The following is a 25989-nucleotide window of genomic DNA, read 5'->3' as shown; positions in this document are numbered from 1 at the left end:
TCCGGGGGGAGGCGCCCGGCGAACCGGGCAGGTGGGTGGGGGTGTCCGGTCGACCGTGCGACGATCATCCCCGTAACAATTCGGCACCGTCAATGACTTGTTACGCGCCGGTAACCCGTTGTCCCGCCGGGGGTGCAAACCGGCATTTCGCCGGCCGTCCCCATCGGACGGCGGGACTGTCGGATCGCCGCGCCACTGCGGGAGGTCGCGTGGACGGCCCGAGCGCCGCTGGCGCGTACCCCTGGGTCGTGGCGGCGGATGGCATGCTGTGGCCGTGGCCACGGAGGAACCCCCCGAGCGCCAGCTACGGGTGATGCCCTGGTGGCTGGTCCTGGTCGGGCTGCTGATCGCCGCCGCCCTGGGTTGGCTGGTGCTGGATCTGCTGCTCACCGAGGCGGACCGGGCCACCCAGCCGGACACCCGGGCCACGCTGCGCATCGACGCGATCCGCACCGGCCTGACCGTGGTCGCCGGCACCGGTGGAGGGCTCGCCCTGCTGCTGGCCGCCCGCCGACAGTGGATCACCGAGCGCGCCCAGCGCCACCAGGAGAGCGTCGCCGCCCGGGACCAGGCACACCGGGACCGGGTCCAGGCGCACGCCGAGTCGGTGGCCGAGGCCGCGCACCGCCACCAGGACCGGCAGTCCTCGGCCGCCGAGCACGACGCGGCGGAACGGCGGCTTACCGAGCTCTACACCCGGGCGGTCGAGCTGCTCGGCAACGACAGCGCGGCGGTACGCCTCGGTGGCCTGCACGCGCTGGAGCGCCTCGGTCAGGACAACCCGGGGCAGCGCACGACGATCGCGGCGGTGCTCTGCGCGTACCTGCGGATGCCGGCGCCCGACGACGAGCCACGCGAGACGGAGGTCCGGCGCACCGCGCAGCGTGTGCTCACCCGGCACCTGCGCGCGGACGACGCGACCCACTGGCCGGAGGTCATGCTGAACCTGGTCGGCGCCCGGCTGGTCGACTTCGACGTCGCCGGCTGCACGCTCGTCGACGCGAACTTCACCGGCGCGGTGTTCACCGGCGCGACGACCTTCGCGGGCGCGACGGCGCGGGGGCGCCTCCTGCTCGGGGCGGCGACCTTCGGCGACGTGGTCTTCGAGGGCCTCACGGCCGACGGTGAGGTCCTGCTCGACGGGGTTCGGGGCGTCGGTCAGGCCAGCTTCGACGGGGCCGCCTTCACCGGGGGCCTGTCCTGCCGGCGCGCCGGCTTCGCCGGCCAGGTCTCGTTTCGTCGGGCGACCTTCGGCCAGCCGACCACCTTCGACGCGACCCGCTTCGAGGACGCCGTCTCGTTCCAGGACGCCGCCTTCGAGGGCGCCCTGTCGATGGAGCACACCGAGTTCGGCCGGTCGGCCGCCTTCCACTCCACCCGTTTCTCGAACATGGCGCTGTTCCGCTGGACGGTGTTCGGCGCGGAGGCGCTATTCGACAGGGCCCACTTCGCCGACGCCGCGAACTTCGGCCGGGCCCGGTTCCACAGCATGGCGAGCTTCCGGGACGCGCAGTTCAGCCGACCACCGCAGGTGGAGCAGGCCCGGGCGATGGTCGACGCCGGTCACCGCTGGCCGGCGGGCACGGTGACCGAACGCCTCGACGACGAGTGGCTCCTGCTGGTCGACAGCTGACCGGGCGCTGGCGCGGTCGGCGCAACGGGGTCGGCCGATCGTCAGTGCGACGCGGCCGGCGGGCGCAGCCCGTCCAGGGCCACGCCGAGCACCCTGTCGCGCTGCTCGGGTGACGGGAACTGGGCCATGGTGAGGCCACTGATCAGCCGCACCACGTCGTCGAAGCCGATGTCGTCGCGGACCACGCGGGCAGCCTGGGCCCGTCGCATCAGCGGTTCACCGGCGGCGTAGATCTCCGTCCGGCAGCTCTGGAAGATCTCGGAGTCGTGCAGCAGCTGCTCGGCGAGCGCCCGCTTGGTGGCGACGTACGCGACGAAGCGGTGCAGCCAGGCGACCAGCGCGTCCCACGGCGGCAGCTCGGCCAGGTCCTCGGCGGAGTTGCTCAGCGCCCGGACCTCCTCGACGTAGACCGCCTCGAACAGGTGCCGCCGGCTCGGGAAGTTGCGGTAGAGCGTGCCGATGCCCACCCCGGCCCGCCGGGCCACGTCCTCCAGCGAGGCGGCGGCGCCGTGCTCGGCGAACGCCTCGCGGGCAGCGGCGATCAGGGAGTCGTAGTTGCGCCGCGCATCGGCCCGCCTGGGCCGCTGGGCGAAGACCTCGGGCGCCTGCCCCGCGCTGCTCATGACGTGCGTCACCTCAACCTGGTTGCATCCGGAGGCACCCCTCCGCTAGCTTAGTGGAGGCACCCCTCCGGAATTGCCGGAGGCCTGCCTCCGGTTAGCTTACCTCGGGACCCGCACGATCGCCGCCTGGCCACCCCGATCGCCCGGACCCGACAAGCCCGCCCGCCAGAGACGACGGGTGACACACCTCCCTCCGTACCGTTATCAGGAGTCTTCTCTCGTGGCAGTGACCTCCCGACGCAGCTCGCGTCGGCTCACCTTCACCGTGCTCGCGGCCGGTGCCGGGTTCTTCGCGATGCTCCAGTCGCTGATCACCCCGGTGCTGCCGACCATCCAGCAGGACCTGCACACCTCCCAGAACACCGTGACCTGGGTGCTCACCGCCTACCTGCTCTCGGCGTCGATCTTCACGCCGATCCTCGGGCGGGTCGGCGACATGGTCGGCAAGGAGCGGATGCTCGTCGCGTCGCTCGCCGCGCTCGCTCTCGGCTGCCTGGTGGCCGCCGTCGCCCCGAACATCGGCGTCCTCATCGTCGCCCGCGTCGTGCAGGGCATCGGCGGCGCCGTCTTCCCACTCTCGTTCGGCATCATCCGGGACGAGTTCCCGGCCGCGCGGGTCTCCTCGGCAGTCGGCGCCATCTCGGCGATCGTCGCGGCGGGCGGTGGCCTGGGCATCGTGCTGGCCGGCCCGATCGTCACCGCGCTGGACTACCGGTGGCTGTTCTGGATCCCGATGGTCGTGGTGGGCCTGACCGCCGTCGCCGCCCACCTGTTCATCCCCGAGTCGCCGGTCCGCACCCCCGGACGCATCGACTGGCGCGCCACGGTGCTGCTCTCCGGCTGGCTGGTCGCGCTGCTGCTGCCGATCAGCCAGGGCGCGGCCTGGGGCTGGACCTCCCCCCGGGTTCTCGGTCTGCTCGCGCTCGCCGTGGTGCTGCTGGCCGGCTGGCTGGTCGCCGAGGTGCGCTCGGCCAACCCGCTGATCGACATGCGGATGATGCGCCTGCCCGGCGTATGGACCACCAACCTGGTCGCCCTGCTCTACGGCGCGTCGATGTTCTCCGTGTACGCGTTCCTCCCGCAGTTCGTGCAGACCCCGACCGTCGCCGGCTACGGCTTCGGCGCCAGCATCAGCCAGGCCGGTCTGCTCATGCTGCCGATGCTCGTCGCGATGTTCGTCGCCGGCATCGTCGCCGGCCGTCTCCAGGCCGTGTTCAGCGCCAAGGCGCAGCTCGCGTCCGGTGCCGCGTTCAACGTGGCCGCGTCCGCCATGCTGGCCACCGCCCACGACACCCGCTGGGAGGTCGCCGTCGCCGGTGGCCTGGCCGGTCTCGGCATCGGCCTGGCGTTCGCGTCGATGGCCAACCTGATCGTCGCCAGCGTGCCCGCCAGCCAGACCGGCGTGGCCACCGGCATGAACGCCAACATCCGCACGATCGGCGGCGCGATCGGCGCGGCCGTCGTCAGCGGCGTGATCACGGCCCACCCGCAGGCCAGCGGCCTGCCCCGGGAGACCGACTTCACGATGGGGTTTCTCCTCCTCACCGCGATCGCCGTCGCGGCCACCATCGCGGCCCTGGCCGTCCCGTCCGCCCGGCGATCGTCGGCCGGTCGCGGGCCGTCCACCACGACGATCATCGAGTCGGAGCTAGCCGGCGAGTTCGCCACCATGCCCGCGACCCGCTGAGGTTCGTCGACCAGTCGGAGCCCGGGACGGTCAACCGTCCCGGGCTCCGCCGTCTCCCGGGCTCCGGGCTCCGCCGTCAGGTGACGCAGAGCTGGGCGCTCAGCGTGGCGAAGCTCCACTCCGCCCAGCGCTGCGGCGACCAACCCCGCTCCCGCACCAGGATCAGATAGAGCTCCGGGCCGAGCAGGGCGTAGAGCACGTCGGCCGCCTGCGCGACGGACACATCGGTACGCGCGCCCGGCTTGCTCATCAGCGCCGTCGCCGCGGCTTCGTGCACCACGTACCGGGGGTCGACTCCCCGCGGCCAGATCGCGGCGACCTCGGCGTCCGTGGCGACGGCGGCATCGAGCATCCGGATGATCGGCGCGACCCGGTCCAGCACCACGGCGGTGCCGTCCACGTGCGCCCGCAACTGCTCCTGCGCCGTCCCGGCGGCCATGGCGGCACGGAACCACTCGCGGTCCATGGTGGCCACCGGCTCGTCGTCTCCGGCCACTGTGACGTCGACCAGCTCCTTGAGCAGCGTGCGCTTGTTGCCGAAGGCGAAGTAGATCGTCTGCACCGCCACCTGGGCCGCCGCCGCCACGTCCTGAAGATTCGTCGCGCCGTAGCCGCGCTCGACGAACAACTCCCGCGCGGCCGCCAGGATCTTCTGCCGGGTTTGTCGCGCCTTCTGGCTGCGTAGTCCGGAGCCCTTGACATCGCTCATGCGGGAGATTATCTCTAGAACAAGTCACTAGAAGTCAACTCTAGAGAGGAACTACAGCTATGTCTCTGCTCGTGATCACCCGGTTCAGCGCCGACCCCGCTCACGCAGAGCAGGTGCCCACCCGCCACGCCGACCTCGTGTCGGCGACGCGGGCGGCCGTCGGCGGCCCGATCGAGGCCCGACTCGGTCGCGTCGACGAGCGGCAGTGGGTGGGCGTGTGGCGGTGGGAGTCGGCCGAGCAACTGGCGGCGGCCCGGGAGGTGGCACCGGGCAGCCCCGCCGCCACGGCGGCGTTCGCGCTGGTCGACGACCACCCGACGGCCGAGGAGATCCCACTCGTCGACGAACGCTGATCGACCGACGAACCCTGGTGGAGGTCGGCCGCGCCCGGGCTCCACCGGGTGCGGCCGACCCGGGGATAGGCTGACCACTCCCGCCCGCGCGCCGCCTCCAGGATGTGTCCATGCCCGAACTGTTGACCGCCGACCGCATCGAACAGATCGGCGCCCTGGGCGTCAGGAGCCCCGACCCGGCCGCGCTCGTCGCCGAACTGGTGGGTGCCGTCGACGAGGGCCGGGTCGCGGACCCGGCCGACACCGGGTACGCCCTGCTGGTCGCCGCGGACATCCTGGAACAGGCCGGCGACCGCTCCGACGCGCTCGCCCTGGCCACCCGCGCCATCGCCGAACAACCCGACGAGGGCGCGTACGCCCGGGCGGTCCGCGGCGGCCTGCTGCTGCGCCTCGGCCGCGCCGACGAGGGTATGGCCGAGCTGACCGCGCTCCGCCCGCTGCTGGAGACCAGCCCCGACGCCACGTACCTGATCGACGAACTGGTCGAATCCGACCACACCGAGACGGCGCTGGAGTGGCTGACCGGGGCGCTCGACGCGATCCTGGAACGGACCCGCACCCAGCAGCACGAGTCCGAGGACGCCCAGGACGAGGCCGCAGCCATGATCTTCGGCCTGACCCAGCAACGGCACGACCTGCGCGAGGACCTGGGTCTGCCGCACGACGAGTACGACAACCTCGCCGACCGGTTGCGCGCCGCCACCGACCACGCCCTCGACGCCCTGGACGACGGCCCGGCGACGCTGCTCTTCTGGCCCAAGGCCGAGTTCGACGCGCTGCTGGTGCGGTGGCCGGCGCTCGCCGCGACCTACCCGCCCACCTGGGACGAACACCGCGCGAACCTCGAACGCGCCTTCGCCGACGCCTCCGGGCTGGGCGGCGCCCACCTGGGCGTGGCCGCCGGCACGGTCGCGGGCCTGGCGGCCTTCACCGAAAGCGCCGGCAGCGACCCCACCGAGGAGGAAACCCTCGACGAGTACGCCGACAGCCTCGACGAGGCCGGCGTGACCGCCTGGCCACCCGGCCGCAACGACCTCTGCTGGTGCGGGTCGGGTAGCAAGTACAAGAAGTGCTGCCTGCCCCGCTCGCGCGGCTGACGGCAGCCCGTCGCTCTTCCCGAGGAGGCAATGCCGTGACCGAGCAGGAGCAGCACGAGACAGTCGAGGACAGCCCGGTCGGCTGGGTCGCCAGCCACATCCGGCGCTACGTGCGGACCGACGGCGCGGACGGCGGCACCTTCCACGGCGTACCCTCGCTGCTGCTCACCACCCGCGGACGTCGCAGCGGCACACTGCGCCGCACCGCCCTGATGTACGGACGCGACGGCGACAACCACCTGCTGGTGGCGTCCAACGGAGGCGCGGACAGGCACCCGGCGTGGTACCTGAACCTGAGCGCCGACCCGACCGTGGAGATCCAGGTCGACGCGGAGCGGTTCGTCGGCCGGGCCCGGACGGCGACCGCCGAGGAGCGCGTCCGGCTGTGGCCGGTGATGACGAAGGTCTTCCCGACGTACGCGCGCTACCAGAAGGGCACCGAGCGGGAGATTCCCCTGGTCATCGTCGAACGCGCTAGTGAGGGAAGCGGATGACGGGAAGGTCGCCGCCGTCGCCGTACGCCTTACCTTCGCTGGTCAGCACCGAGGCGTCGTGCTCCAGGACAGCCATCACGGCGGCGGCCAGGTCGACCCGACCGGTGACAACCCGCCAGTACGCCAGCTCCTGCCAGTCCTCACCCCAGGTCGGCAACACCGCGCAGGCGGGACGTTCGAGCAGTCGGTGCAGCACCGCCCGCTCACCCGGGTCGTCCACCACCGCCAGCACCTCGGCCGCGACCACCGCCGGAACACCGAACCGCACCCCATCCTGGGCGACCTCGTGGATGGGTTCCGCAACATCCATCGAGCCAGCCACGTAGGCGAGCAGCGCGGACCGGTCCAGTATCAGCCGGACCGCCGGCCCCTCGGGGCCCGTCACGCCGCCGGCGCCTGACTGCCTGAACCGTCGAGCATCTCCGCCGCCGCACGGCGGGAACGGTCCCGCAGCGCGGCGCGTCGGCCAGGGGACCACTCCTGCTCGACCTGGGCGCGTTGGGCCCTGGCCCGGGCCTGGCCCTCCGCCGACACGGTCATCCCCCGGCGGGCCAACTCGGCGTCGAGATCCTCCGCGCGCATTCGTGCCCGGATCGTGTCGACCACGTACGCGCTGGCGTTGGGCTCCCGCTCCAAGCGCTCCGCCACGTCCTGCGGAAGCGAGAACGACTTCTTGCTCACCGATCCGGTCATACCAGCGAGCCTACCGAATCGCACCACGGATCGGCGGCGACACGCAGGGCTACCGCATAGTGACGTCGTCCGCTCAGGGTGTCCTTGGTCTGGGCGGCACGCGACGACAGGGCGTCCGCGATAGCGGCGAGGCGTCCTTGAGCCAGGTGATGTCGAGGTTCACCTTGTCGCGGGCGATCAGCTCCTCATACGAGAACGGCTTGAACCGCTCGGTCTCCACCCGCTCGACACGGTCCTTGCCCGGCAGGTAGCAGTCGACGAAATCCTGAAGGTGCTCGCGACGCAGCGGGTTCTGCCTCAGCGTGAAGTGCTGGTTGGTGCGGAAGTCGTACACCCAGAGTTTTTGGGTCCACGGCTCTTCACGGGCGCGCTTGCGCTCGAAGAAGAGCACGTTGGCCTTCACCCCACCGGCGTAGAAGATGCCGGTGGGCAGGCGCAACATCGTGTGCAGGTCGTACTGCTTGAGCAGCCGACGGCGGATCGTCTCGCCAGCGCCGCCCTCGAAGAGCACGTTGTCCGGCAGCACACGTCAGGATAGAGACAATGGCCGCCGTGCAGTGCCCCGCCACACCTGGTGAGAGCTCTCCGACAGAGGCTCGCACGACTTACTGGACGAGTGGACCCTCTGAGTCCGACGGGCTGGCGGAACCTGCCGCGGCTGCGGTGACTCCCAGCGCAATCGACCGCAGATTGTCCACAGTCAACCGCTCCGGATCGAATAGCACGTCGACTGCCACCCCTGGCGCGGCCAGCCAGAACGCTTCGGCGGCACCGATAAGGCCGGGATCCTCGCCGTGCTGAAACTCGGTGAACGCCCCGTCAGCAGGATCGCGCTCGTGGTACTCGGCCAGGAAGTCGCGTAACTCGGCGAGGGTTGCGAGCCGCTCTCCCCTGAGCACGTGCACGCGCAGGTCGACCCGGTGGCCGTCCTCGACCTGGCGCTCCCAGACCCGCGTGGAGACAGTGACGTCCTCCCACTCGGAGGTGAAGTCCGACACCAGGTCACCGACGCCCGACGGCACGAAGCTGATGCGAAAGCCGTCCAGGTCTCCACCGTCGCGGGCAGCTTGGTCGGGCACACCCGTCACCCGGCCGCCTCGATCGCCGCCTCCACCTTGTCCAGATAGTTGAACCACCACTCCCCCTCGTCCTTCGGGCGGAGCGACAGGAGACTCGCCGCCACGACGAAGGCAAGGACGACTGCACTGCCGGCTGGTAGCACTCCTGACAGCGGTCGGCCGGTCAGCACGGCGTCGAGGAAGGCTTCGACTTCGCCAGAGGTCACGGAACTCCAGGCCTCGACCTCGGCTACCTCGGCCGCCAACTGCTGAACTTGTTGTGGCGACGGTCTTCCCGCGCAGATGTCAGCACTGACGAAGGCAGAGATAGCGAAGAGCAGTTCCATGGCCGACCGTCGCGTTGGCTCGTCGGAGAACGTCTTCAGTGCCTCGTCGAATTCGCCCGGCTGCCGCTTGACGGCCCAGTGCAACGCGTCGCGGACGAGCTGCTCGACTCGCTCATCGATCTTCAACTGAACCTCCGTCGTTGTGCGATCTCGCCTTGTAAGCCTTGAGAGATCCCCAGGTGGCTACCGCTCCGAGTACGACGCCGGCCAACGCCTTCGGCAGCGCTGGCAGAAACTCCGAGACGGTCGCCCATGCTGTCGCCGCCGATGAGCCACCAACAGCAATCGCCTCTGGGCTGACCTTCTTCCGCCGTGTGGGCGGTGGCGCCTCCCGGCCCTCCCGACTCCGTGCCTCGCGTCGTCCGTCGCGGTCGGCCATTGCCAGCTCCAAGCGCGGAACCGCAGGCCGCAAGGTGATGTCCGCCGTTGCGGGTGGTTGGTGGGTTGCGCTGCCACCACCCGTTGTCAGTTTCCCAGCGCTCGGACCTTGGCGATCGTCTCCTGGACGTGCTGCTTGGCCGGGTCGCCACCCTGGGACGCCTGCGCCAGCGCCTGGCGGTACGCGTCGATCATGCCGACCAGCGGACCCGCAGCCACACCTTCCAGGGCACCGGCGACGAGTGCCCGCGCCTCGGCTGCATCCTGTGCCGCCGCTGCGGTCTTGGCCTTCGCCTCGTCCAGCTTCTGCGACGCCGCCGCCAACCTCGCGATGATCTGTGCCGCGCTCACGCGCACCTCCCCGTGGTCGACCATCGCCTCCACCACCGCACCGGCGGAGACCACCTGGGAGCGTACGAGATCCGCGCACCCAGCGCGACCGCTCGCTCGCCCAATCGTGACCACGCTGACGGAATTGGCGGACAAGACGTCGACCGAGTACGGCGACGGTAGATCTTGGACAGTTTCCGTCACGCGCGAACGAAAAGTGTCCAAGATCTGGAGTGGACACCCCGAATCCGGGCTCGGTCAGCGCTCGGCGACGAACACGCCGACCCCACCGACACCCTCCACCAAGCCTTCGACCTTCAGCGCGTTGATGGCCTGGCGAACGACGATGGCCGAAACGTCATGTTGACGGCACAGCTCGGAGGTCGAGGGCAGCTTGTCGCCCGGCGCGAGTTCGCCGGACTTGATCTGGGCGCGGATGCCGTCGGCGATCAGCGCCCACTTCGCTTTGGCGGGCATTGGTGTCTCCCAGGTCTGCCCCGCCATTCGATCACGAGCAACTTTGTATAGCAAGCAATGCGCGGACAGTGCTTGTGCTTACATCACCTGTTATATACGCTTGCCTCTGGCTGGCTCCCAGGTCTGCAAACCGGAGCTGGTCGTTCCCACCGCGCAGGGAGCGTCCGGTCGGTCGGTCCCCCCTTCCGGCCGGACGTGCCGGGGCGTGCCCGCACGCCACCCCACGCCCTGCCAACAGCACCCGGCAATGCCAGGAACAGCAAGGAGTACGACCCGACGGGAGCCTCCGATGCCCGATCGACCCGACGAATCCCCCACCGAACCACCAGCCGCACCCGAACCAGCACCCACACCCAGACAGCGTCCTCGCCTCGTCTCCGCGCAGGACGTCGAAGACGCCGACGATGTCCTGTTCGCTCATCCACCGCGCGTGGTGCGTCGCTGGCTCTGCGAGTGCGGAGTCGACTACCCCTGCACTGATGTGCGTTTCGCCCTCCTGGTGAAGTCCAGCGCCGAGGCGGGCGAATGAGCACCGACACGGTAGACGACCTGCGTGACGCCTGGTTGGCCACGATCTCCGCCGCCGACCGGGCCGGCGCGCACCTGCACGGGGCGGGGCCGCTCGGCCGACGGTTGCCCTGGCAGGACGCCGTCACGGAGTGCTGGCGAGCGTTGAGTCTGGTCTACGCCGGCCTGGCCGCGAGCACGCAACCGCCGGGCACCTCGGCCAGGCGATCGCAGGCAGGCTCGGACACACGATCATCGGGAAGCTCGGTCGGAGGCCTGCTCGCCGGTCTGTCCGCTGCTCGCGTCGATGCGGATCGGGCCGTCGCGTTGGCCGCCCGTGTCCGCTGGCGGTTGGGTGCGGCCGAGGACCAGCTTCGGCGTACCCGAATCGTGGCGGACGCGGTCGCGGCCCGGCAGTTCGCGGCGGCCATCACCCGGTTGGACCTGGTCGGGGCCCGGCTCGCGGTCGGAGGCCGCCGGATCGACCGGTCGGCGGCGGCGCTCATCGGTGTGCTGGCGGCACCGCCGGTACGCAGCGGTGGCACCTCGACCAACGGCGACGCCCACCGGACGGACAGCACCACAAGCGACAACCGCAACGCCAGGAGCAACGCCGCAGGTGCCACCCACCACGCCAGCAACAGCGCAAGCGATGCCGGAGGCGACACCCGCGACGCCGACAGCGACAGGGTCCGCGCCGAGCAGATCGCCTGCGGCTGCCACGCGGCGAGCGCCCTGGTTGCCGGGCGACGCCCACGAAGCATCAGGAGGAGACGATGGTGACCGATCCACACGCGGCGCTGCGCGAGCTTCTGACCGGGAGGCTGCGCGGCCACGAACGGCGGTTGCGCCGGTTCACCGAACGGGACTGGCGGCGGTACGGCGATCTACTCGCCGGGGCGCTGCTGGTGGCGGTGCGGCGGCGATTCGTCGCGGGGCAGGATCGGGCGCCGGTGATCCGGTTCGTGGCGTCCGCGCGGGAACGCTACGACACCGGCGGACACGACGTCGATCCGGTGTTGGCCGAGGCGCTGGTCTGGGCGGCACTCGGCGAGCGGCCACCGGTGCCCGACAGCGCGGCGGCGGTCGTCGCCCGGACGGTGCTGCTGCTCGGACTCCTTGAGGACGAAGGTCTCACCGACGGCGAACGCGACGAGATCCTCGCTGCCGCCGCGCAGGCCGTCGACGCCCCGGCGTAGGACGCCGAACGGCAAAGGACCGACACCTCCACCAAGCCCTCGCGGGGCGGCGCCGGGGCGGGCAGCGCCGTAGAGTCCGCGGACGGCGAGGGTGACGGCCGACGCGGGATGGGGGCGGCAACGTGACAGCTGCGGGTACGCCCGGCCGACGTCGGTTGGCTCTCGCCGCCGGGTTGGGCGGTGGTCTCGTGCTGCTGCTGGCCCTCCTGCTCGCGACCGGCTTCCGCGAGAGGCCCGCACCCGAAGCGGCATCCGAACCGGCGGCTCCGCCGGGCCAGGTCAGCCGGGACTGCGTCGTGCGGCTCAAGGGCCAGGAGGCGGCGGCGCTGTTCCTGCGGGACATTCCGGCGGACCGCTGGGGAGACCCGGTACGCGGAACTGTTTCGACGTCCAGCGAGCCGTACGTGCTCTGGCTCTTCGACGCCGAGTGCCGGCCACACCGGGCGGTCGAGGTGCCGCTGCGGACCACTCGAACGTTCACCGCCCAGGTGGGCCAGGTCTGGTACTACGCCGAAGCGTCAGCGAAGCAACCCGGCGACGGCTGCGCGTGCCGCGTCTTCGGTCTGTCCGACACGGAGCAGGAGTTCAGTGACACCGGACGCCTCAGCTACCGCAGCGAGCAGACGAGGACGCGATCGACGGCGAGGGCGGCCGTCAGACGCCGAGAGTCACACCTCGAAGTGACCCTCCGCCTGGGTCAGTGCGTCGGGCTCGGCCTCCGCCCGACGGAACGGACGACGACGCCGACGAGCCGATCCTCGGCGACCAACCCGTAGTGCCGCGAGTCGCGACTGGCCGACGGGTTGTCTCCCAGAATCGCCATTCGCCCCATAGGCAGTACATTGCCTTCCGGACACGGGACGTCTGCGGGCACCGGGCCTCCCGGCAGAGCGACCAGCCGCTTGATGACGAGTCCAGCCCGCGGCCGTGGTCCCGCCATCCGGGCATCGGGCGCCACCACCACGATGTCCCCCACGTTCAGGCTGGTTAGTGACGTCCGACGTACCAGCAGCCGGTCACCCGGCTCCAGGGTCGGCACCATGCTGTGGCCTTCCACGGTCGCTAGCAGGAACCGCCGCCGCATGGCTACGAGCACGGCCACCGCAGCGGAGACGACCAGCAACAGAGCGATCACCGACTGCATCGACAACCTCGTCACTCATCGGCCAGGTGCCTGGCCGGCATGCCACGGACCAGGACCGCGGGCAGCAGTCCGGCGGTAGCAGCGAGCAGGACGCCGAAGCCCGCCGTTCCGGCGGCGACGAGGAGCATCGCGGGTGTGATGCCACCAGCGAAGAGAAAGGTCGCGCCGAGCGCGATCCCGCCACCGGCAACGCCACCGAGCACCCCGATGACAAGCCCTTCCAGACACACCATGCGGACAAGTGCGCCATCCGACCAGCCCGTCGCCTGCAACACGGCGAACTCTGTCGCCCGTTCCCGCACACCGAGATAGAGGACGTCCGCCACGGCGGCGATGCTGAACACCATCAGCCCCACCACGGTCACCCGGTCGATCTCCCGGACGGTCAACGACACCCCGTCACCGAGCACCGTGCCGATGATCCGCCCCTTGAAGGTGACGTCGACGGCGACCGCGAAGGTCAACGCGGCCACGGCGATGGCGAGGCTCACTGCCGCGAGTGCGGTACGGCCTGGTACCCGTCGGGCGCCAGTCACCGCCATCCGCAGAATGGTCCGGTGCGTACCTGCTCGTGTACGGGCCGGCGCCAGGGCCGGCTGCAGGGCCGCCGCCGGGTAGGCGCCGGCGGCGCGCACCGCGGGGACGATCGCCGCGACGAGCGTCAGTGCGATGGCGACTCCGAGGGCCACCGCGACTCGCGACCATGGCACCTCGATGCCGACCGCAGCGGCGACCGGGATGGTGAGCAGCCCGGCCGCGACTCCAGCGAGCACACCCAGCAGGCCCGCCTCGCCGAGGATCAACGCGGCGAGGCGCCGCGCCGGCCAACCCTGGCAGGCAAGGATGGCAAGCTCACGGCGCCTGTCCCGCACTGCCGCCGACACCGCGTTGCCGACGAAGAGCACGCAGGTGATGAGCACCATGCCGAGCAGGACGCTGCTCTTGCGGTCGACCGCCCGCACGAGCACCGCCGCCACTCCCTTCTCGGTCCACATCTCGTGCACGGTGAGCGGGGGGCGGCCGTACCTTCCGGCGGGCAGGACCAACGTCTCCCTCGTCGCTGACGAGCCGAGGACGATGTCCACATCAAGGCCCGTGCGTGCGGCGATCTCCTCGGCCACGACGCGGACGCGCTCCCGTCCGACGGCGTCGAAGCGGTCGATCCCCGCCACCCGGACCCGGACGGCGCTCAGCGGCGCCTGGGCCCGCCCGGCGTCGGCGCCACGAAGCAGATCAGGCAGGGCCACCAGGTTGGTGAGCAGTTGCGGCGGGGCCGCGACATACCCGGTGATGCTGCTGGTGGGCAGCATGTCCTGGCCGCCGAGCGCACTGCTCGAACGCTGATCGGCCCCGCTCACCCGGGGCGCGACGAACGTTTCCATCGGCGCGCCGGTCAACTCCCGCCCTCGCGTGACGACGAGCGGGTCGACTGCCCCGACGACGGTGCCCTCGACGACCACTTCCTGGTCTGCCCGGGTGTCGTCCCCGATCGCACGCAGCGCGGTGTCCACGGCCAGTGGCGAGAACCGTTCGGTGTCGGCGGCGGTGCGCAGGCGCTTCGGTGGGTCGGCGGGACGCACCCGGAGCGCGTCGCCATCCCGGTCGTACGACGGTGACGCCACCGTCACCATGTCGTGAATGTCGATGGTCCCACCGCTCGCGGTGGTCGATGTCAGCCAGTCCGTCCAGACGGTGCCCAGCGCTCGCCGCACGGGCGGCAGTGCCGCGCCGGCATCGACCGCGAGCCGGGCCAAAGCGGGCCGGTCGTCGCCGGCCCTGACCCTGCCCGGTTCGGGCAGGACGCTGATCGCGACCGCGATCTGCTCGTCGCTGACCAGGCGGTCGGTCGCCAGCATCGGCACACGGGGCACCGGGTGCTCTCCCCCCGAGGACTGTGGCCGCTCAGCACCGTCCAGGTAGCGCCCCGAGGTCAGCGCGTGGTTCAAACCAGACAGCCGGGCCTCCTGATCCGGGTCGACCGCCGCAGCCAACAACGAGAAGCGGGCCGGCTGCCTGACGACGAGCCGATCCAGTACCGGAAGAGTCCGCCCCCGGGTCAGCACCGTCGCGTCCCGGAACGTGCCGTCGTCCATCAACTGGTACGCCCTGACCGCATGGCTGACCGGGCTGCGAGCGTCGTCCCGAAGCCAGTCGCAGACCAGCTCACGGTGACCGTCGCTGAGCATCTCCAGCGGGGGTTGGCTGGCGGCGGGACAGCGTTGGGAAACATACTCCGCCGACAGTTCGGTGCCGTCGGCGTACACGTGCACCTGCCGGTCGTTGGCGAAGTCCCGCACCGGGATCAACCGGTTACGGGTGACGTAGACGAAGGCGGGGGTGCCGGGAACGCGAGTCAGGCCCCGGTCGGCGATCGTCTCCGGCGACAACCGCAACAACTGCTGTCTGAGCCGCCGGTCGACCTTGTCGGTGAGGTCCACCGGCAGGCCGAGATCGATGCTGACATAGCCGACCATGGCCACGGGAGCCGCGATGTCGACGCCCTCGACTGCCTGGATGGTCCGCCACTGGTCGACCGAGAGACCACCGAACTGGCCGGAGAGGAAGTTGGGCCGGACCAGGCCCTGTCGCGTCTCCAATTCGCCCCGCGACCCGGCCGGCCGGACCAAGATGTCGTACGCCGAGCGGTAATTGGCCTGAACGACGCCGACGGCCTGCAGCCGGGAGGCCGTCGTCGCCCCGGTGAGCACACAAAAACCGGTGGTGGCCAACATGACGGCGCTGACAACGGCCACACTACGGCCCGTACGGTACCTGAGCTGAGCAATGATGATTCGGAGCAAGAAGTGGTTCCCGTCGCGTGCAAAACGGTCACCCGACCGTGGCCGGGTGACCGTTTTCAGTCAGCAGGGCGCGAGGCACCCGTTCGAGGTCCTCACGTTGCACGGACCGCAGGTCGTGCCGGTGCTGTCACAGCCACGGTCGCACCATTGCTCGACCTTGGTGCAGTTGCTGTCGCAGTAGCAGAGTCGCTTGAACGTCACACAGGCGGCCTGTGCAGTCACCTTCGGAACGAAGACGGCGAGCATCCGATCGCCGACCGAGCCGAGAAAACCGAGCATTTGTACCTCCCCGTACCTGAGGACCAAGTTCTCGAGAAGTTACCAGTCATACATCGATGACGCCGCCCCGTCCGTGCAGATGATCATCGATTCGTCAGTCCCGATATCCCGCCGCCTGCTGTGAGAACAGCTCGGTGTAGAGCCCCGGAACGGCGACCAGATCCTCGTGTCGCCCGGTCTGCACCACGGTCCCCCCGCTGAGTACGACAATGAGGTCTGCCGTACGCACAGTGCCGAGTCGATGCGAGACCAGCAGACTCGTACCCCCACCACGCAGACGCTCGAATCCCTGCTGGATCTCGTGTTCTGCCTCCGGGTCCAGCCGCGCGCTCGGCTCATCGAGGATGAGCAGGTCGCGACCGCCGCGCATGAAGCTGCGCGCGATGGCGAGCCGCTGCCACTGCCCACCGGACAGCATCGTCCCCGGGGTGGCGTCGTCGAGGTCGTCACCGGCGAAGAACACGCGGCTGAGCAGCGTGTCGTAGCCGTTCGGCATCGCTTGCAGAACCTCGTGCATGCTGGCCTCGCGGGCTGCGACCTCGATGCGCGGCCGGTCCGTCAAGGCCTCGATGGCGCCGATGCCGATGTTCTCGGCGGCCGGCAGTTCATAGGAGACGAAGTCCTGGAAGACCGCCGCGATCCGGGCACGCAGCTGGACCGGGTCGAGGTCCCGCACGTCCACTCCGTCCCAGAGGATCGCACCACGCTCAGGGTCGTAGTAGCGGCACAGAAGTTTGATGATGCTGCTCTTGCCTGCGCCGTTGCGCCCGACCAGAGCGACCGCACTGCCCGCTGGGATCGTCAGGGACACTCCGCGCAACACCCAGGGCAGATCCTCCCGATATCGAAACCACACGTCACGCAGTTCGATCCCCTGCCGCAGCGGGCCCACGTGACGAGGGCTCGCCGGCACCGGCAGGTCGGGCGCGGCCTCGACCACCGCAAGGTAGTGACCGAACATCATGAGGTTGGTACGCGCGCCGGCCAGGTCGCGCACCATGCCGAGCAGCGCCCCCTGCACAGCGGTAACGGCAGCGAGCAGCATGGCCACATCACCGATGGACACGGTTCGGGCCGCGGCTGCACGCACCACCCAGGCCAGGCAGCCTCCGGCGACAGCCGTCGACAGCATGGTCAGCAGAGCTTCCGCCGCGAGGGTGCGACGGTCCATCGACCGATCCACCCGGTCGGCCACGCGACGCTCGCGGAGCATGCGTTCGCGCAGGAACGAGCCGATACCGAACAGTCGAACCTCGGTGGCCGCGTCGACGTCGGAGAGCAGCTGACCGTAGAACAGCTCGCGGCGTTCGATGGGACCCACCTTGTTCGTGGCCTCGGCGCGGCGGCGGGCAAGAGCGAATTCGGCACCAACCGCAGGCAGCGTGCCGAGCAGGACCACGACTGTCAGCGCAGGGCTGACCGTGACCAGCGAGACGGCGAACCCGCCGGTCACCAGAACCTGCTGGAGCAGGTTCAAACTCACGGCAACCGTCTGCGCGGGGCCGGCACCACCGGCGTGGCGGGCGAAGCGCAACCGGTCCGCGAACTCCGGGTCTTCGAACCGGCCGAGGCCGACCAGCCGGTTGACGGTGGCGTAGAGCTGGTCCAGGGCGGCGAGACCAATGGCCCGGCTCTGCTCGGCACGAAGGTAGCGCAACAGCTGTGTCAGGAGTGCCGTCATGATGGTCGCCACGACCAGGCCGGCGATGGGCCAGGTCAGGTCCACCGCGTCGTCGGACGCGGTCAGCCGGTCGAAGACGACCTTCGTCAGCCATGCCACAGAAAGCGGCGCACCCGCGCCGAGCACCGTGACCACGACCTGCGCGACCGTGGTCCCCGCAGCCGTTTTCCAGGCCATCCGCCAGGCGACGAGGGCCGTGCGGGGCAGGTCGGTCACCGGGTGGCGGCCTCGGGGAGCATGTCGACCCGGTAGCCGGTGGCGGCCAGGACAGCGTCCTGGCCCATGAGGCAGAAGGCGGGGTAGCCGCGGAGGTCGAACGCCGAGGACATAGCTCCGTCGACGTTCGCCTCGAGGACGATCTGCGCCACCTGCTCGAGCTGCGCGACGAGGCCGGCGACCTCCTCGGGCGAACCCAGCACGACTGCGACCACATTCTCCCGCCCGCCGGGCATGGCGCCGGCGTAGTCGAGAAAGGCCGGCTTCTGCTCCTCGCAGGAGGGACACCGTGGCGAGAAGAAGGCCACGAGCATGCCGTCGCGCAGGTCGTCGCGGGTCAGCGCCCGATCGTCCACGGTGGTCACCCGGAATTCGTCGACCTGGGCGCCCGGCTGCCGGGTGAGGTCTTGCTGCTCGGGGAACTGCTGGCCAGTTCGGTTGATCAGCTCGGTGTGCTCCCGCAAGCGTCGGATCACAGCCACTGTGAGCAGGAGATTGAGCAGACAGATGATGCCGACGATGGCTATTGCGGCCCACGTGACTGACATGGTGAAGCCCCCGTGTGTGGAAACCCGATGAACGGCTCAGGTTAGCGCGGGTGCCCCGTGCGGGCTGCCCCGTCGTGACCCTCCGGCTAGGATCCGGGCAGACTCCAACGCCCAGCCGGAGAGCAGGTGTCCACTCATGACCCTCGCTGTGCAGCGAGTGGAGAACGCCGGGGCGTCCGTCCGGGCGAGCCACGTGACCAGATCCTTCGGAGCCGGTGCCGCGCGGATCGTCGCCGTCGATGATCTCTCGTTCACCGTCTCACCAGGGGCGGTGGTCGCACTGCGCGGTGCCAGCGGTTCGGGTAAGTCGACCCTGCTCCACCTGCTCGCCGGGATCGAGCGGCCCGACTCGGGGGAGTTGGTCGTCGCTGGGGTCGACCTGGGGCGAGCCACCAGGCGACACCTGACGCAGCACCGACGTCGGGTCGGGCTGGTATTTCAGCGGTTCCACCTGCTTCCGGCGATGTCCGTCTTGGACAATGTCCTCGCTCCCGTCATCCCGGTTCGGGTGACGTTCGACAAGGCTGCGCGGGCGAGGGAACTGCTGGCCGCCGTCGGGCTGGCAGGACGCGAGTCCGCAGCGCCTTCTCAACTGTCCGGTGGTCAGCAGCAGCGCGTGGCGGTGGCCCGTGCGCTGATTGGCTCTCCCGCGCTGATCCTCGCCGACGAGCCGACGGGCAGCTTGGACTCCACCACCGGAACCGAGATCATGGACCTGCTGCTGCGAGTCGCCGCCGAGCGGTCCACGACGATGATCATCGCCACGCACGACGAGGGTGTCGCTGACGCCTGCGACTACGTCATTTCGATGCGCGATGGCCAGATCATGGCCGGCGAGGCCGCCCGATCGGCCTGATCAGCGCAAAGATGTCCTCCATCGCCGTGACGAGGACGCCGAGGACCAACCCGCCGACACCGGCGAGCAGAGCGCCGGACGCCCCGAGTGATTCCGGTGCCGAGGCACCGGCCAGCCCGAGCACGGCCACGACCAGTAGCGTTCCGTTACGCACGATATGCGGCCAGCCCAGTGGGGTACTGGACGCTCCGAAACACCGACAGGTGGCCCGAGTGCCCTTCGCGACCGCCAGCGCGATGACGCTCGTGAAGGCCACCAGGAGGCCAGCGGCCAGGGCGAAGCCGATCTCGCCGGCCCAGCGCAGCGGAACCAGCAACAGCAGTGCGATGAGCACCTCGACGCTGACCGTCAGAAGTGCCGCCGGTCGTGCGACGGAGGTGGGCACTGGCATCTGACGCAGCGAGTCGACGAAACTCAGCCAGGCGGGTCTGCCGGAGACCTTGGTGTAGACGGCCACACCGAAGACCGTGACCAGCAGGAGTCGACACGCCACTTCCAGATACCGCACGATCGGCAACGTATCCGCCGTGCTCGTGCAAGACAACCCCGTCGCCCGCACCCGTCGATCTGAGCGAGCCTGCGATGTCGGCCGCGGGCGGCATTCTGCCCAGGGACGACCCCGCCCTCATTATGATCAGCGCAGGCCGCGCACCAGCAGCAGGTAGGCGCAGTAGGCCATCGGCACCACCAGGAAACAGATCAGGAACCCGAGCGGCAGATATCGCGGCGGGGTTCCGGCGACCATCGCGGGTCTCCCCCACCGACCCAGCACCAGGTACCCGCCGAAGAACGCCACCGCCGGCAACCCCGCGCAGATCCACGCGCCGAGCGTGAACCCGTCGACCAGACCGACCCCGGAGGCGAGCACCAGGGCCAGCACCAGCACCCCGGCGGCAACGCCGCACCCGGCATAGACGGCGACCGCCCGCGCCAACGGTGACCACGTCGGCAGGAGCGCCGGCCGCTGGGCCAGCACCTCCGCCTGCTGCCCGTGCCGGTCGGCCTCGTCGGCCATCCGCCGGGCCAGCTCCAATTCGACCGTCGGGTCGACCGCCGCCGCGCGCTGTGTGGGCACCCCGGCGCCCGCCGGGCTCACCGCGGTCGGCAACGCCAGCCGCGCCTCCCCCGCCGGCAGCTCGGGGTACGCCCCGCCCCCCGGCCGCCCCGGCGCGCCGGCTGCGCCGGCGTCTTCCCCGTCCCCGGTTCCGGGTGCGGTGGACGGGGCCGACCCTGGGCCGGGTGCGGACGGGGCCGACCCGGCGTTCGACGGTGGGCCGGGTGGCGGTTGGTCGATGCCGATGGCGCGGCCGAGCTGGTCGAGGCGGTGACCCTGGGCGGTCAGCCGCTGCTGGAGGTAGTCGACGGCGGCGTGCAGGTCACGACGGCGTGCGGCCTCGGTGGCGGCGTGCTGTTCGCCGGCGCGCCGCTGCTCGGAGAGCTGTCGGGCCAGCGCCGCGTACTCCTCGAAGGACACTGTCACCGCTCCCCGTCCGGTTCGTGCCCGTCGCCGGCGAACGGGACGATCAGGCGGGTGCGCTGGTCGTGCCGGTCGATCAGCAGCGCCCGGTCGGCGCGGGGCGTGTAGGCCAGGTCGTGCGTCCCGAGGTGCAGCGCCAACTCGGCGCCGGGCACGTTGAGGGCGACCAGGCAGGCGATGTCGTCGCGGTTCTGGGTGCCGCCGAGGTCGTCGGCGAGGCGACGCAGCCCGCGCCACCAACCGAGCAGGTGCACCCCCTGCCCGGGGCCCTGACGCAGGAGTACGCGTAGGTCGTCCAGGCCGGAGCGGAACGTGCCCGGGTCGGCGGCCCCGAGAACCGGCGCAGCGGCGTCCATGCCGAACACCACAAGGTACTCGCGACCGTCGGGTTCGGCGGCCAACGCGGCGATCCGGTCGCGCAGCCCGGCCGCGTCGAGACGCGACACCTGGTGACCGGCCGCCCGCAGGACCGCCACGGTGTCGTCGGCGACCGGGGCGGCGGCGGTGACCAGGGAGGCAACCTGGAACCGGGCGTCACCGGGAGCGTGCTGGCGGGCCAGGCTCACCGTCGCCGCGCGCAGCACGTCCGCGCCGGTCGGCGCGGTGCCCACCACGGCGAGGTGTCGACCGGGGGTTGCGTCCATCAGGAACAGGGCTGTGGTGCCGTGCACGTCGACGGTACGACCGACCAGGGCCATCGGCCGCCGGCCACCGGGACGCAGCCCGGCGAAGGTCGGGTCGTTCTCGACCCGCGCAGCCTCGTACCCCTTGAAGACCGCCGGTGCCCGCGAACCCGGCGGGCGGGCCTGCCACAGCGCGTGGCGCAACGCGGCGAGGTCAGCGGCGGCGGCGTGCGCGTCGGGAAACCGCAGCACGGTGTCCGCGCCGACCGCGCCGGCGGCGGTGTTGACCACCGCGGAGCCGACCGGCAGGGCCGCGGCGGCGTCGTTGAGCTGGTCGAGCACCCCACCCCCGCCGGGCAACGCCACCCGCAACGCGAACTGCCCGAAGATCGCCTCAGCCCGGCCGTAGAGGGCCTCGATGCCGGTCATGCTCTGGCTGGCCAGCACCAGGTGAATGCCGTACGAGCGGCCCTTGCGGGCCAACTCCTCCAGCAGGTCCACGGATTCGCGGGCCAGCGCGTCGTTGCCGGCCAACAGCACGTGGAACTCGTCGACGACCGCCACGATGCGGGGCAGCGGATTGTCACGGGGCAGGTCGGCGAGCTTGGTGACGCCGTGCCGCTTGAGCGCACCGGCCCGGCGTTGCGCCTCGCGGCGCAGCTCGCGCAGGACGGCGAGACCGTACTCGCGGTCGGATTCGATGCCGACGGCTCGGGCGTGCGGCAGCCAGGACGGGTCGCGGCCGGTGGGCACGAACTCGGTGAAGCTCACGCCCTCCTTGAAGTCGAGCAGGTAGAGCTGCAACTCGGCCGGCGGGTAGCGGGCCGCCAGCCCGTAGAGGACGTCGAGGAGGAAGACGGTCTTGCCCGCGCCGGTGCGCCCACCGACCAGCCAGTGCGGGGTGGCGTCGTCGAAGGCGAGCGTCAGCGGGGAGGTGCCGGCCCGGCCGATCACCGTCCGCAGACCGTTGCCGGCGGACTCGGCCCACCGCCGCTCGGGCAGCAGGTCGGTGAACGGCAACGCGTCGGCGCGTCGGGTGGCGGCCCCGAGGTGCTCGGCGAGCGCGCGTACCGAGGCGGGCGGCGGGTCACCGTCGAGCAGCACGGGTGCGGCGAGGCCACTGCCGTCGGCGCTGAACGGGACGCCGGGTGGGTCGCCGACGTGCGCGTACCCCTGGTTGAGCCGGACCGCCGTGGTGCCGCCCAGCGGCGGTGCGGTCTCGCCGGGCAGCCGGGACGGATGGCCGGTCAGCAGGACGCAGACGGCGGCGGCCGGGCCGGCGTGGGTGAGCGCGGCGAGCCGGGCCAGCTCGCGCGGCGGCGGCGCGGCGGTGGCGACCACCACCAGGAGGTGCCGGGCGGTGGGCCGGCCGTGCTGCGCGGCCCGGGCGTGCTGCTCGGCGGCGTCGAGCAGCGCGGTCACCTCCGCTTCACTGGTGGCCGGCGGGTCGAGCACCCCGGCGTCGAGCAGGGGGCGCAACGGACCGAAGGTGGCACCCAGCGCGGCCGTGTCGATGCCGGCGACCCGGACCTGACCGGGTGGCGCGGTGGCGACCAGTCGCAGCACCAACGCCCGCAGCAACCCGGCGACCAGCGGGGACCGGGCGTCGGTGTCGACGGCCAGGTGGTGACCGCCGCCGAGGGGGACGAGCACCGGGAAGTCACCGTCCGGGGTGGACGCCGCGCCGATCCGCACCGCGGCCGGCCCGTCGGTCAGCGGCGTGACGCCCGGAGCGGGAGTGGCGAGGGTGCCGCCGAGACGGGCGAGCCGGGTCACCAGGTCGTCGACGCCGGCCGAGCCGACGGCGGCCGTTGCCGTGCCGAGCGCGTTGCGGGCGTTGTCCAGATGCGCTCGGGCCGCCCGGTGGGAGTCGACCGCCTGCCCGTACGCCGACGCGAGCCTGCCCACCCTCTGCCCCCAACGCCGACGGCTGCCTGGTCCCAGGAACCCTAACGGACGTCGGTGGCACCCGGACAGTCCTGCCAGGACGTGTCACGCCGGGCCTGTCACGCGGGCCCGCACGGCACCGGTTCGGCGGTGTCGGCAAGCCCGCAGCGGAACACCTCGACCGGCGCGGTGACCACGTCCGGCACCTGCTCCACGCGCAGCAGGGCCAGCCGCTTGTCGACCGGCACCCCGGAGTCGGGGGTGAACCGGATCAGCCCGGCCACCCCCGGGTACCCCTGGCCGGCGTTCTGCCGGAGCACCTCGGCGTGCACGGCCACCGGGTTGACGGCGGTCGGCTCCCACCGTTGGCGCGGGTCGTCGTGGCGCAGCCGGGCGGCGAGGCTCTCCACCGCTCGGATGACCATCATCGCCGCGTCGTAGGAGAGGCTGACCCGTTCGCCGACCTGGTGGTCCGAGCCCGGTCGGCAGCGCGGCGGGTCGAGCAGGTCGTCGGCCTGGATCCAGGACAGGAAGGTGGCCCGCGCGTCGTCGTCACGTCGGTCCTGGGCGGCCCGCAGCGCGGCGCAGGTCGCCAGGGAGGCCTTGGAGACGTACGTGACGGGCAGGTTGCCGGGGGCTGCGGCGCGCAGCCCGGGATTGGCCATGTAGCGGTTGACCGAGTCGTCGGTGACGAGATGCCGGGGCGGGTTGCCGCCGCACTCGCGCAACGCCCGCAGGAAACCGTCGAACTCCGTCCAGCGGCCCGCGTAGAAGAGCAGGCCCGGGTAGCCGCACTCGTCGGTCAGCCGATCACCGGTGCTCCACTTGTCGAGGCGCGTCAGCCGGGGACCGAACCGTTGCCGGAGCCCGTCGACGAGCGTGCCCACGTACAGGTCCTCGGTGAGCGTGCTGCCCTCCAGCGTCGTGTAGTAGACGTGCGCCTCGTCGACCTTCAGCACCTGCTGGGCGTACGCGTCGACCATCTCCACCTGGTCGGTGTTGGGCGCGGAGATCTGCAGGTAGAGGCGGGAGTTCGCGTCCATCCGATCGGCGGAGAGCGTGGGCGCCAGCACCGGAAGCCCGACCCGGTTCAACTCGCGCAGCGCGCGGGCGGTGCTCGTCCGGCTCTCCACCAGACCGACCACCCCGACCACCGTGGGGTCGTCCGCGGCCAACTCGGCGAGCATCGCCACGGCCCGGTCCGCATAGATCATCTGCCGGCCACCGTTGGCCACCACGATCCGCAGCAGCGCCGCGCCGCCGGCGCTGGCCGACTCCTTCAGCAACGCGTACTGGGCGGTGGCCATGCCTTCGAGTTCCTCGCGCTCGGAGACGTACGACTCCTCGTCGGAGCGGGTCAGGTTGCCGGTCAGGGTGCCCAGGTAGACCAGGGTCAGGAAGGGTCGGCGTCGCTCGCTGCGCTCCCAGACCTCCTCGGCGGCGCGGTTCTGCGCGAAGATCCGCCGCTGGATGGTCCGCAGCCCGTCCTGGCCGGGGTCGTTGTTGAACACCTGCGCGGCGCTGTCGCTGTAGCCGACACACTCGCCGGGGGCGACCACCTCGACCGACACCCGGCCGCCGGTCACCGACGGGTGGCAACCCGGCCCCCACCGGCTGCCCACCCAGACGCCCAGCGCCGCGACCAGCACCAGGCAGAGCGCCGCCGGCAGGAAACGCCTCGACCACCAGGGCGGATCGGGCGCGGAGAACGGGCGGATGCCGCCCCGCGACGGCGGGCCGGTGTCGGTGTCGTCGGGGCGCAACGCCACCAGCCAGGCGGCCGGTCGGCGCAGCCGCCGCATCTCCGGCAGCGCCTCGGCCCACTCGTCGTACGCCTCGTCGGCCTCGGTCAACGGGTGCGGCTCGGGCAGCTCCGGTGGCGGTCGCCCGCCGGACACGACGATCAGCAGCGGGTCGTTGCGGCCCGTCTCGGTGCGGACGTCGCCGACCAGACGGACCAGTTCGCCGCCGACGTTGCCGGGCGCGACGTGGTCGACCAGCAGCACCGGGTACGCGGTGCGCCGCCAGTCCGACGGGCGCCACGGCCGACGCCGGTACGCCTGCCGCAGGTCCTCCAGGAACGCGTGCAGCAGCAGCTTGTTGACCTGGTCGGGTTGCTCGCCGTCCCGCCACCCGGCGGTGAGGCGTTCGGCGAAGCCGAGGAACGTGACCGACTGCCGGGGCGCGAGGTACTGCTGGCGCATGAACCAGTTGTAGTGCCGCCCGAGCACCGGCACCCGGCCGGAGACGGCGGCCCGGAAGACCACCCCCGGCACCGCGCGACGGACCAGCCAGAGCAGCACCTGGGAGACGATGCTGACCGCGTCACCGCCGCTGGGCGGCGCCTCGGGAGCACGGGTGCCCCGGCGGTCGCGCAACCGGCGGACCAGGGCGGCGCGGCTGTCGTCGGCGTCGACGCTGAAGCTGAGGCTCTGGTGCATCAGCCAGTCGGCGAGCGGGTAGTGCCGAAAGCGCAGCCGGGCGGCGCCGAACGCCTCCAGGGAGAACTGCCGGTGCAGCTCACGCAGCAGCGCCGACACGTCCCCGGCACCCGGCGGCACGTCGGCGTCCAGCACCGCGTGCGGCACCCGCCGCCGGGGGCCCTGCCCGAGGAACCGGCGCAGCGGTGTCATCAGGTCCGACGTGTCCGAGCGGACCAGCCAGAGCAGTGGCAGCCGGCGGTCGCCGCGACGGGGTCGCCGCAGCAGCCGGGCGAGCAGCCCGAACAGCTCCAGCCCGCCGGCCGGCAGCCGGTCCCGATTGCCTGCGGCCTGCCGCTGGCCGATCAACTCCCGCTTGGGCACCTCGGACCCCCGCACGCGTCACCTCCGATCCACACAGTGTGACCTTGCGGAGCAAGACACACCAGAGATCGACGCCGATCGGCGGTGT

At 71.4% G+C, this 25989-nt stretch carries 26 protein-coding genes; 9 read left to right on the top strand and 17 right to left on the bottom strand.

Annotated features, from left to right (window positions below; all coding sequences use genetic code 11):
- The first annotated feature begins 274 nt into the window (after positions 1–274).
- Positions 275–1633, top strand: coding sequence for a pentapeptide repeat-containing protein (locus GA0070612_RS15180; RefSeq protein WP_157742483.1), 1359 nt, complete (start codon positions 275–277; stop codon positions 1631–1633).
- Positions 1634–1674: 41 nt separating this feature from the next.
- On the opposite strand, the gene GA0070612_RS15175 is transcribed toward GA0070612_RS15180, so the two are convergent.
- A complete protein-coding gene (locus GA0070612_RS15175) occupies positions 1675–2256 on the bottom strand; it encodes a TetR/AcrR family transcriptional regulator (protein WP_197699383.1) in 582 nt (193 codons plus the stop codon).
- 220 nt (positions 2257–2476) lie between these two features.
- Between GA0070612_RS15175 and GA0070612_RS15170 the strand changes: the two genes are divergently transcribed.
- Positions 2477–3943 (top strand): MFS transporter, encoded by a 1467-nt coding sequence (locus GA0070612_RS15170; protein WP_088988485.1) that lies wholly within the window; start codon positions 2477–2479, stop codon positions 3941–3943.
- A 76-nt stretch (positions 3944–4019) separates the two neighbouring features.
- Here the strand turns inward: GA0070612_RS15170 and GA0070612_RS15165 are convergent, their stop codons facing one another.
- The gene (locus GA0070612_RS15165; RefSeq protein WP_088988484.1) at positions 4020–4652 is read right to left on the bottom strand and encodes a TetR/AcrR family transcriptional regulator; all 633 of its coding nucleotides are present in this window, start codon (positions 4650–4652) and stop codon (positions 4020–4022) included.
- A 59-nt stretch (positions 4653–4711) separates the two neighbouring features.
- Here GA0070612_RS15165 and GA0070612_RS15160 point away from each other — a divergent pair, with 59 nt between their 5' ends.
- The 3 genes from GA0070612_RS15160 (at position 4712) to GA0070612_RS15150 (ending at position 6596) form a co-directional block, all read left to right on the top strand.
- On the top strand, positions 4712–5005 hold the full coding sequence (locus tag GA0070612_RS15160) for an antibiotic biosynthesis monooxygenase (RefSeq protein WP_088988483.1): 294 nt from the start codon (positions 4712–4714) through the stop codon (positions 5003–5005).
- A gap of 110 nt (positions 5006–5115) precedes the next feature.
- Entirely contained in the window at positions 5116–6102 is a 987-nt protein-coding gene (locus GA0070612_RS15155) for an SEC-C domain-containing protein (protein ID WP_088988482.1), read from the top strand.
- Between the two features lie 35 nt (positions 6103–6137).
- Entirely contained in the window at positions 6138–6596 is a 459-nt protein-coding gene (locus GA0070612_RS15150) for a nitroreductase family deazaflavin-dependent oxidoreductase (protein WP_088988481.1), read from the top strand.
- Here the strand turns inward: GA0070612_RS15150 and GA0070612_RS15145 are convergent.
- From GA0070612_RS15145 to GA0070612_RS15115, 7 genes are all read right to left on the bottom strand, one after another.
- Positions 6577–6906 (bottom strand): hypothetical protein, encoded by a 330-nt coding sequence (locus GA0070612_RS15145; protein WP_231924639.1) that lies wholly within the window; start codon positions 6904–6906, stop codon positions 6577–6579. The genes GA0070612_RS15150 and GA0070612_RS15145 overlap by 20 nt on opposite strands.
- Positions 6907–6977: 71 nt before the next feature.
- Complete coding sequence (locus GA0070612_RS15140; RefSeq protein ID WP_088988479.1) at positions 6978–7289, bottom strand: hypothetical protein; 312 nt, start codon at positions 7287–7289, stop codon at positions 6978–6980.
- A 73-nt stretch (positions 7290–7362) separates the two neighbouring features.
- Positions 7363–7815: an N-6 DNA methylase gene (locus GA0070612_RS15135; RefSeq protein WP_197699382.1), complete on the bottom strand. Its 453-nt coding sequence runs from the start codon at positions 7813–7815 to the stop codon at positions 7363–7365.
- A gap of 79 nt (positions 7816–7894) precedes the next feature.
- Complete coding sequence (locus GA0070612_RS15130; RefSeq protein ID WP_197699381.1) at positions 7895–8377, bottom strand: hypothetical protein; 483 nt, start codon at positions 8375–8377, stop codon at positions 7895–7897.
- A complete protein-coding gene (locus GA0070612_RS15125) occupies positions 8374–8820 on the bottom strand; it encodes a hypothetical protein (protein ID WP_088988478.1) in 447 nt (148 codons plus the stop codon). The genes GA0070612_RS15130 and GA0070612_RS15125 overlap by 4 nt, the downstream gene beginning before the upstream one ends.
- A gap of 339 nt (positions 8821–9159) precedes the next feature.
- On the bottom strand, positions 9160–9477 hold the full coding sequence (locus GA0070612_RS15120; protein WP_231924570.1) for a DUF6244 family protein: 318 nt from the start codon (positions 9475–9477) through the stop codon (positions 9160–9162).
- A 183-nt stretch (positions 9478–9660) separates the two neighbouring features.
- Entirely contained in the window at positions 9661–9906 is a 246-nt protein-coding gene (locus GA0070612_RS15115) for a winged helix-turn-helix domain-containing protein (RefSeq protein WP_088988477.1), read from the bottom strand.
- A gap of 498 nt (positions 9907–10404) precedes the next feature.
- On the opposite strand from GA0070612_RS15115, the gene GA0070612_RS15110 reads away from it, so the two are divergent.
- The 3 genes from GA0070612_RS15110 to GA0070612_RS31455 all read left to right on the top strand — a co-directional run bounded on the left by GA0070612_RS15110 (position 10405) and on the right by GA0070612_RS31455 (position 12361).
- Entirely contained in the window at positions 10405–11169 is a 765-nt protein-coding gene (locus GA0070612_RS15110; protein WP_088988476.1) for a hypothetical protein, read from the top strand.
- Positions 11166–11585 (top strand): hypothetical protein, encoded by a 420-nt coding sequence (locus GA0070612_RS15105; RefSeq protein ID WP_167393630.1) that lies wholly within the window; start codon positions 11166–11168, stop codon positions 11583–11585. The genes GA0070612_RS15110 and GA0070612_RS15105 overlap by 4 nt, the downstream gene beginning before the upstream one ends.
- Positions 11586–11707: 122 nt before the next feature.
- The gene (locus GA0070612_RS31455) at positions 11708–12361 is read left to right on the top strand and encodes a hypothetical protein (RefSeq protein ID WP_157742482.1); all 654 of its coding nucleotides are present in this window, start codon (positions 11708–11710) and stop codon (positions 12359–12361) included.
- On the opposite strand, the gene GA0070612_RS33055 is transcribed toward GA0070612_RS31455, so the two are convergent.
- The 4 genes from GA0070612_RS33055 to GA0070612_RS15080 form a co-directional block, all read right to left on the bottom strand.
- Entirely contained in the window at positions 12283–12669 is a 387-nt protein-coding gene (locus GA0070612_RS33055) for a S26 family signal peptidase (RefSeq protein ID WP_408630570.1), read from the bottom strand. The two genes, GA0070612_RS31455 and GA0070612_RS33055, sit on opposite strands and share 79 nt — an antisense overlap.
- Positions 12670–12740: 71 nt before the next feature.
- On the bottom strand, positions 12741–15482 hold the full coding sequence (locus tag GA0070612_RS15095; protein ID WP_157742480.1) for an ABC transporter permease: 2742 nt from the start codon (positions 15480–15482) through the stop codon (positions 12741–12743).
- A gap of 421 nt (positions 15483–15903) precedes the next feature.
- Complete coding sequence (locus GA0070612_RS15085; RefSeq protein ID WP_197699380.1) at positions 15904–17706, bottom strand: ABC transporter ATP-binding protein; 1803 nt, start codon at positions 17704–17706, stop codon at positions 15904–15906.
- Positions 17703–18254, bottom strand: a complete 552-nt coding sequence (locus GA0070612_RS15080) for a redoxin domain-containing protein (RefSeq protein ID WP_088988471.1) — start codon at positions 18252–18254, stop codon at positions 17703–17705. The genes GA0070612_RS15085 and GA0070612_RS15080 overlap by 4 nt, the downstream gene beginning before the upstream one ends.
- A 136-nt stretch (positions 18255–18390) precedes the next feature.
- Between GA0070612_RS15080 and GA0070612_RS15075 the strand changes: the two genes are divergently transcribed.
- Positions 18391–19110, top strand: a complete 720-nt coding sequence (locus GA0070612_RS15075; RefSeq protein ID WP_088988470.1) for an ABC transporter ATP-binding protein — start codon at positions 18391–18393, stop codon at positions 19108–19110.
- Here the strand turns inward: GA0070612_RS15075 and GA0070612_RS15070 are convergent.
- From GA0070612_RS15070 to GA0070612_RS15055, 4 genes are all read right to left on the bottom strand, one after another.
- Positions 19079–19618: a MauE/DoxX family redox-associated membrane protein gene (locus GA0070612_RS15070; RefSeq protein ID WP_157742479.1), complete on the bottom strand. Its 540-nt coding sequence runs from the start codon at positions 19616–19618 to the stop codon at positions 19079–19081. The two genes, GA0070612_RS15075 and GA0070612_RS15070, sit on opposite strands and share 32 nt — an antisense overlap.
- A gap of 126 nt (positions 19619–19744) precedes the next feature.
- Complete coding sequence (locus tag GA0070612_RS32505) at positions 19745–20590, bottom strand: hypothetical protein (RefSeq protein ID WP_231924569.1); 846 nt, start codon at positions 20588–20590, stop codon at positions 19745–19747.
- Complete coding sequence (locus GA0070612_RS15060) at positions 20587–23118, bottom strand: FtsK/SpoIIIE domain-containing protein (RefSeq protein WP_088988467.1); 2532 nt, start codon at positions 23116–23118, stop codon at positions 20587–20589. The genes GA0070612_RS32505 and GA0070612_RS15060 overlap by 4 nt, the downstream gene beginning before the upstream one ends.
- Before the next feature lie 98 nt (positions 23119–23216).
- Complete coding sequence (locus GA0070612_RS15055; protein ID WP_231924568.1) at positions 23217–25916, bottom strand: type 1 periplasmic-binding domain-containing protein; 2700 nt, start codon at positions 25914–25916, stop codon at positions 23217–23219.
- Between the last annotated feature and the right edge of the window lie 73 nt (positions 25917–25989).

The organism is Micromonospora chokoriensis (assembly GCF_900091505.1).
Lineage (GTDB): Bacteria > Actinomycetota > Actinomycetes > Mycobacteriales > Micromonosporaceae > Micromonospora > Micromonospora chokoriensis.
Note: the sequence above shows the minus strand (reverse complement) of the source record. Positions and strands in the feature narration are given on the sequence as shown.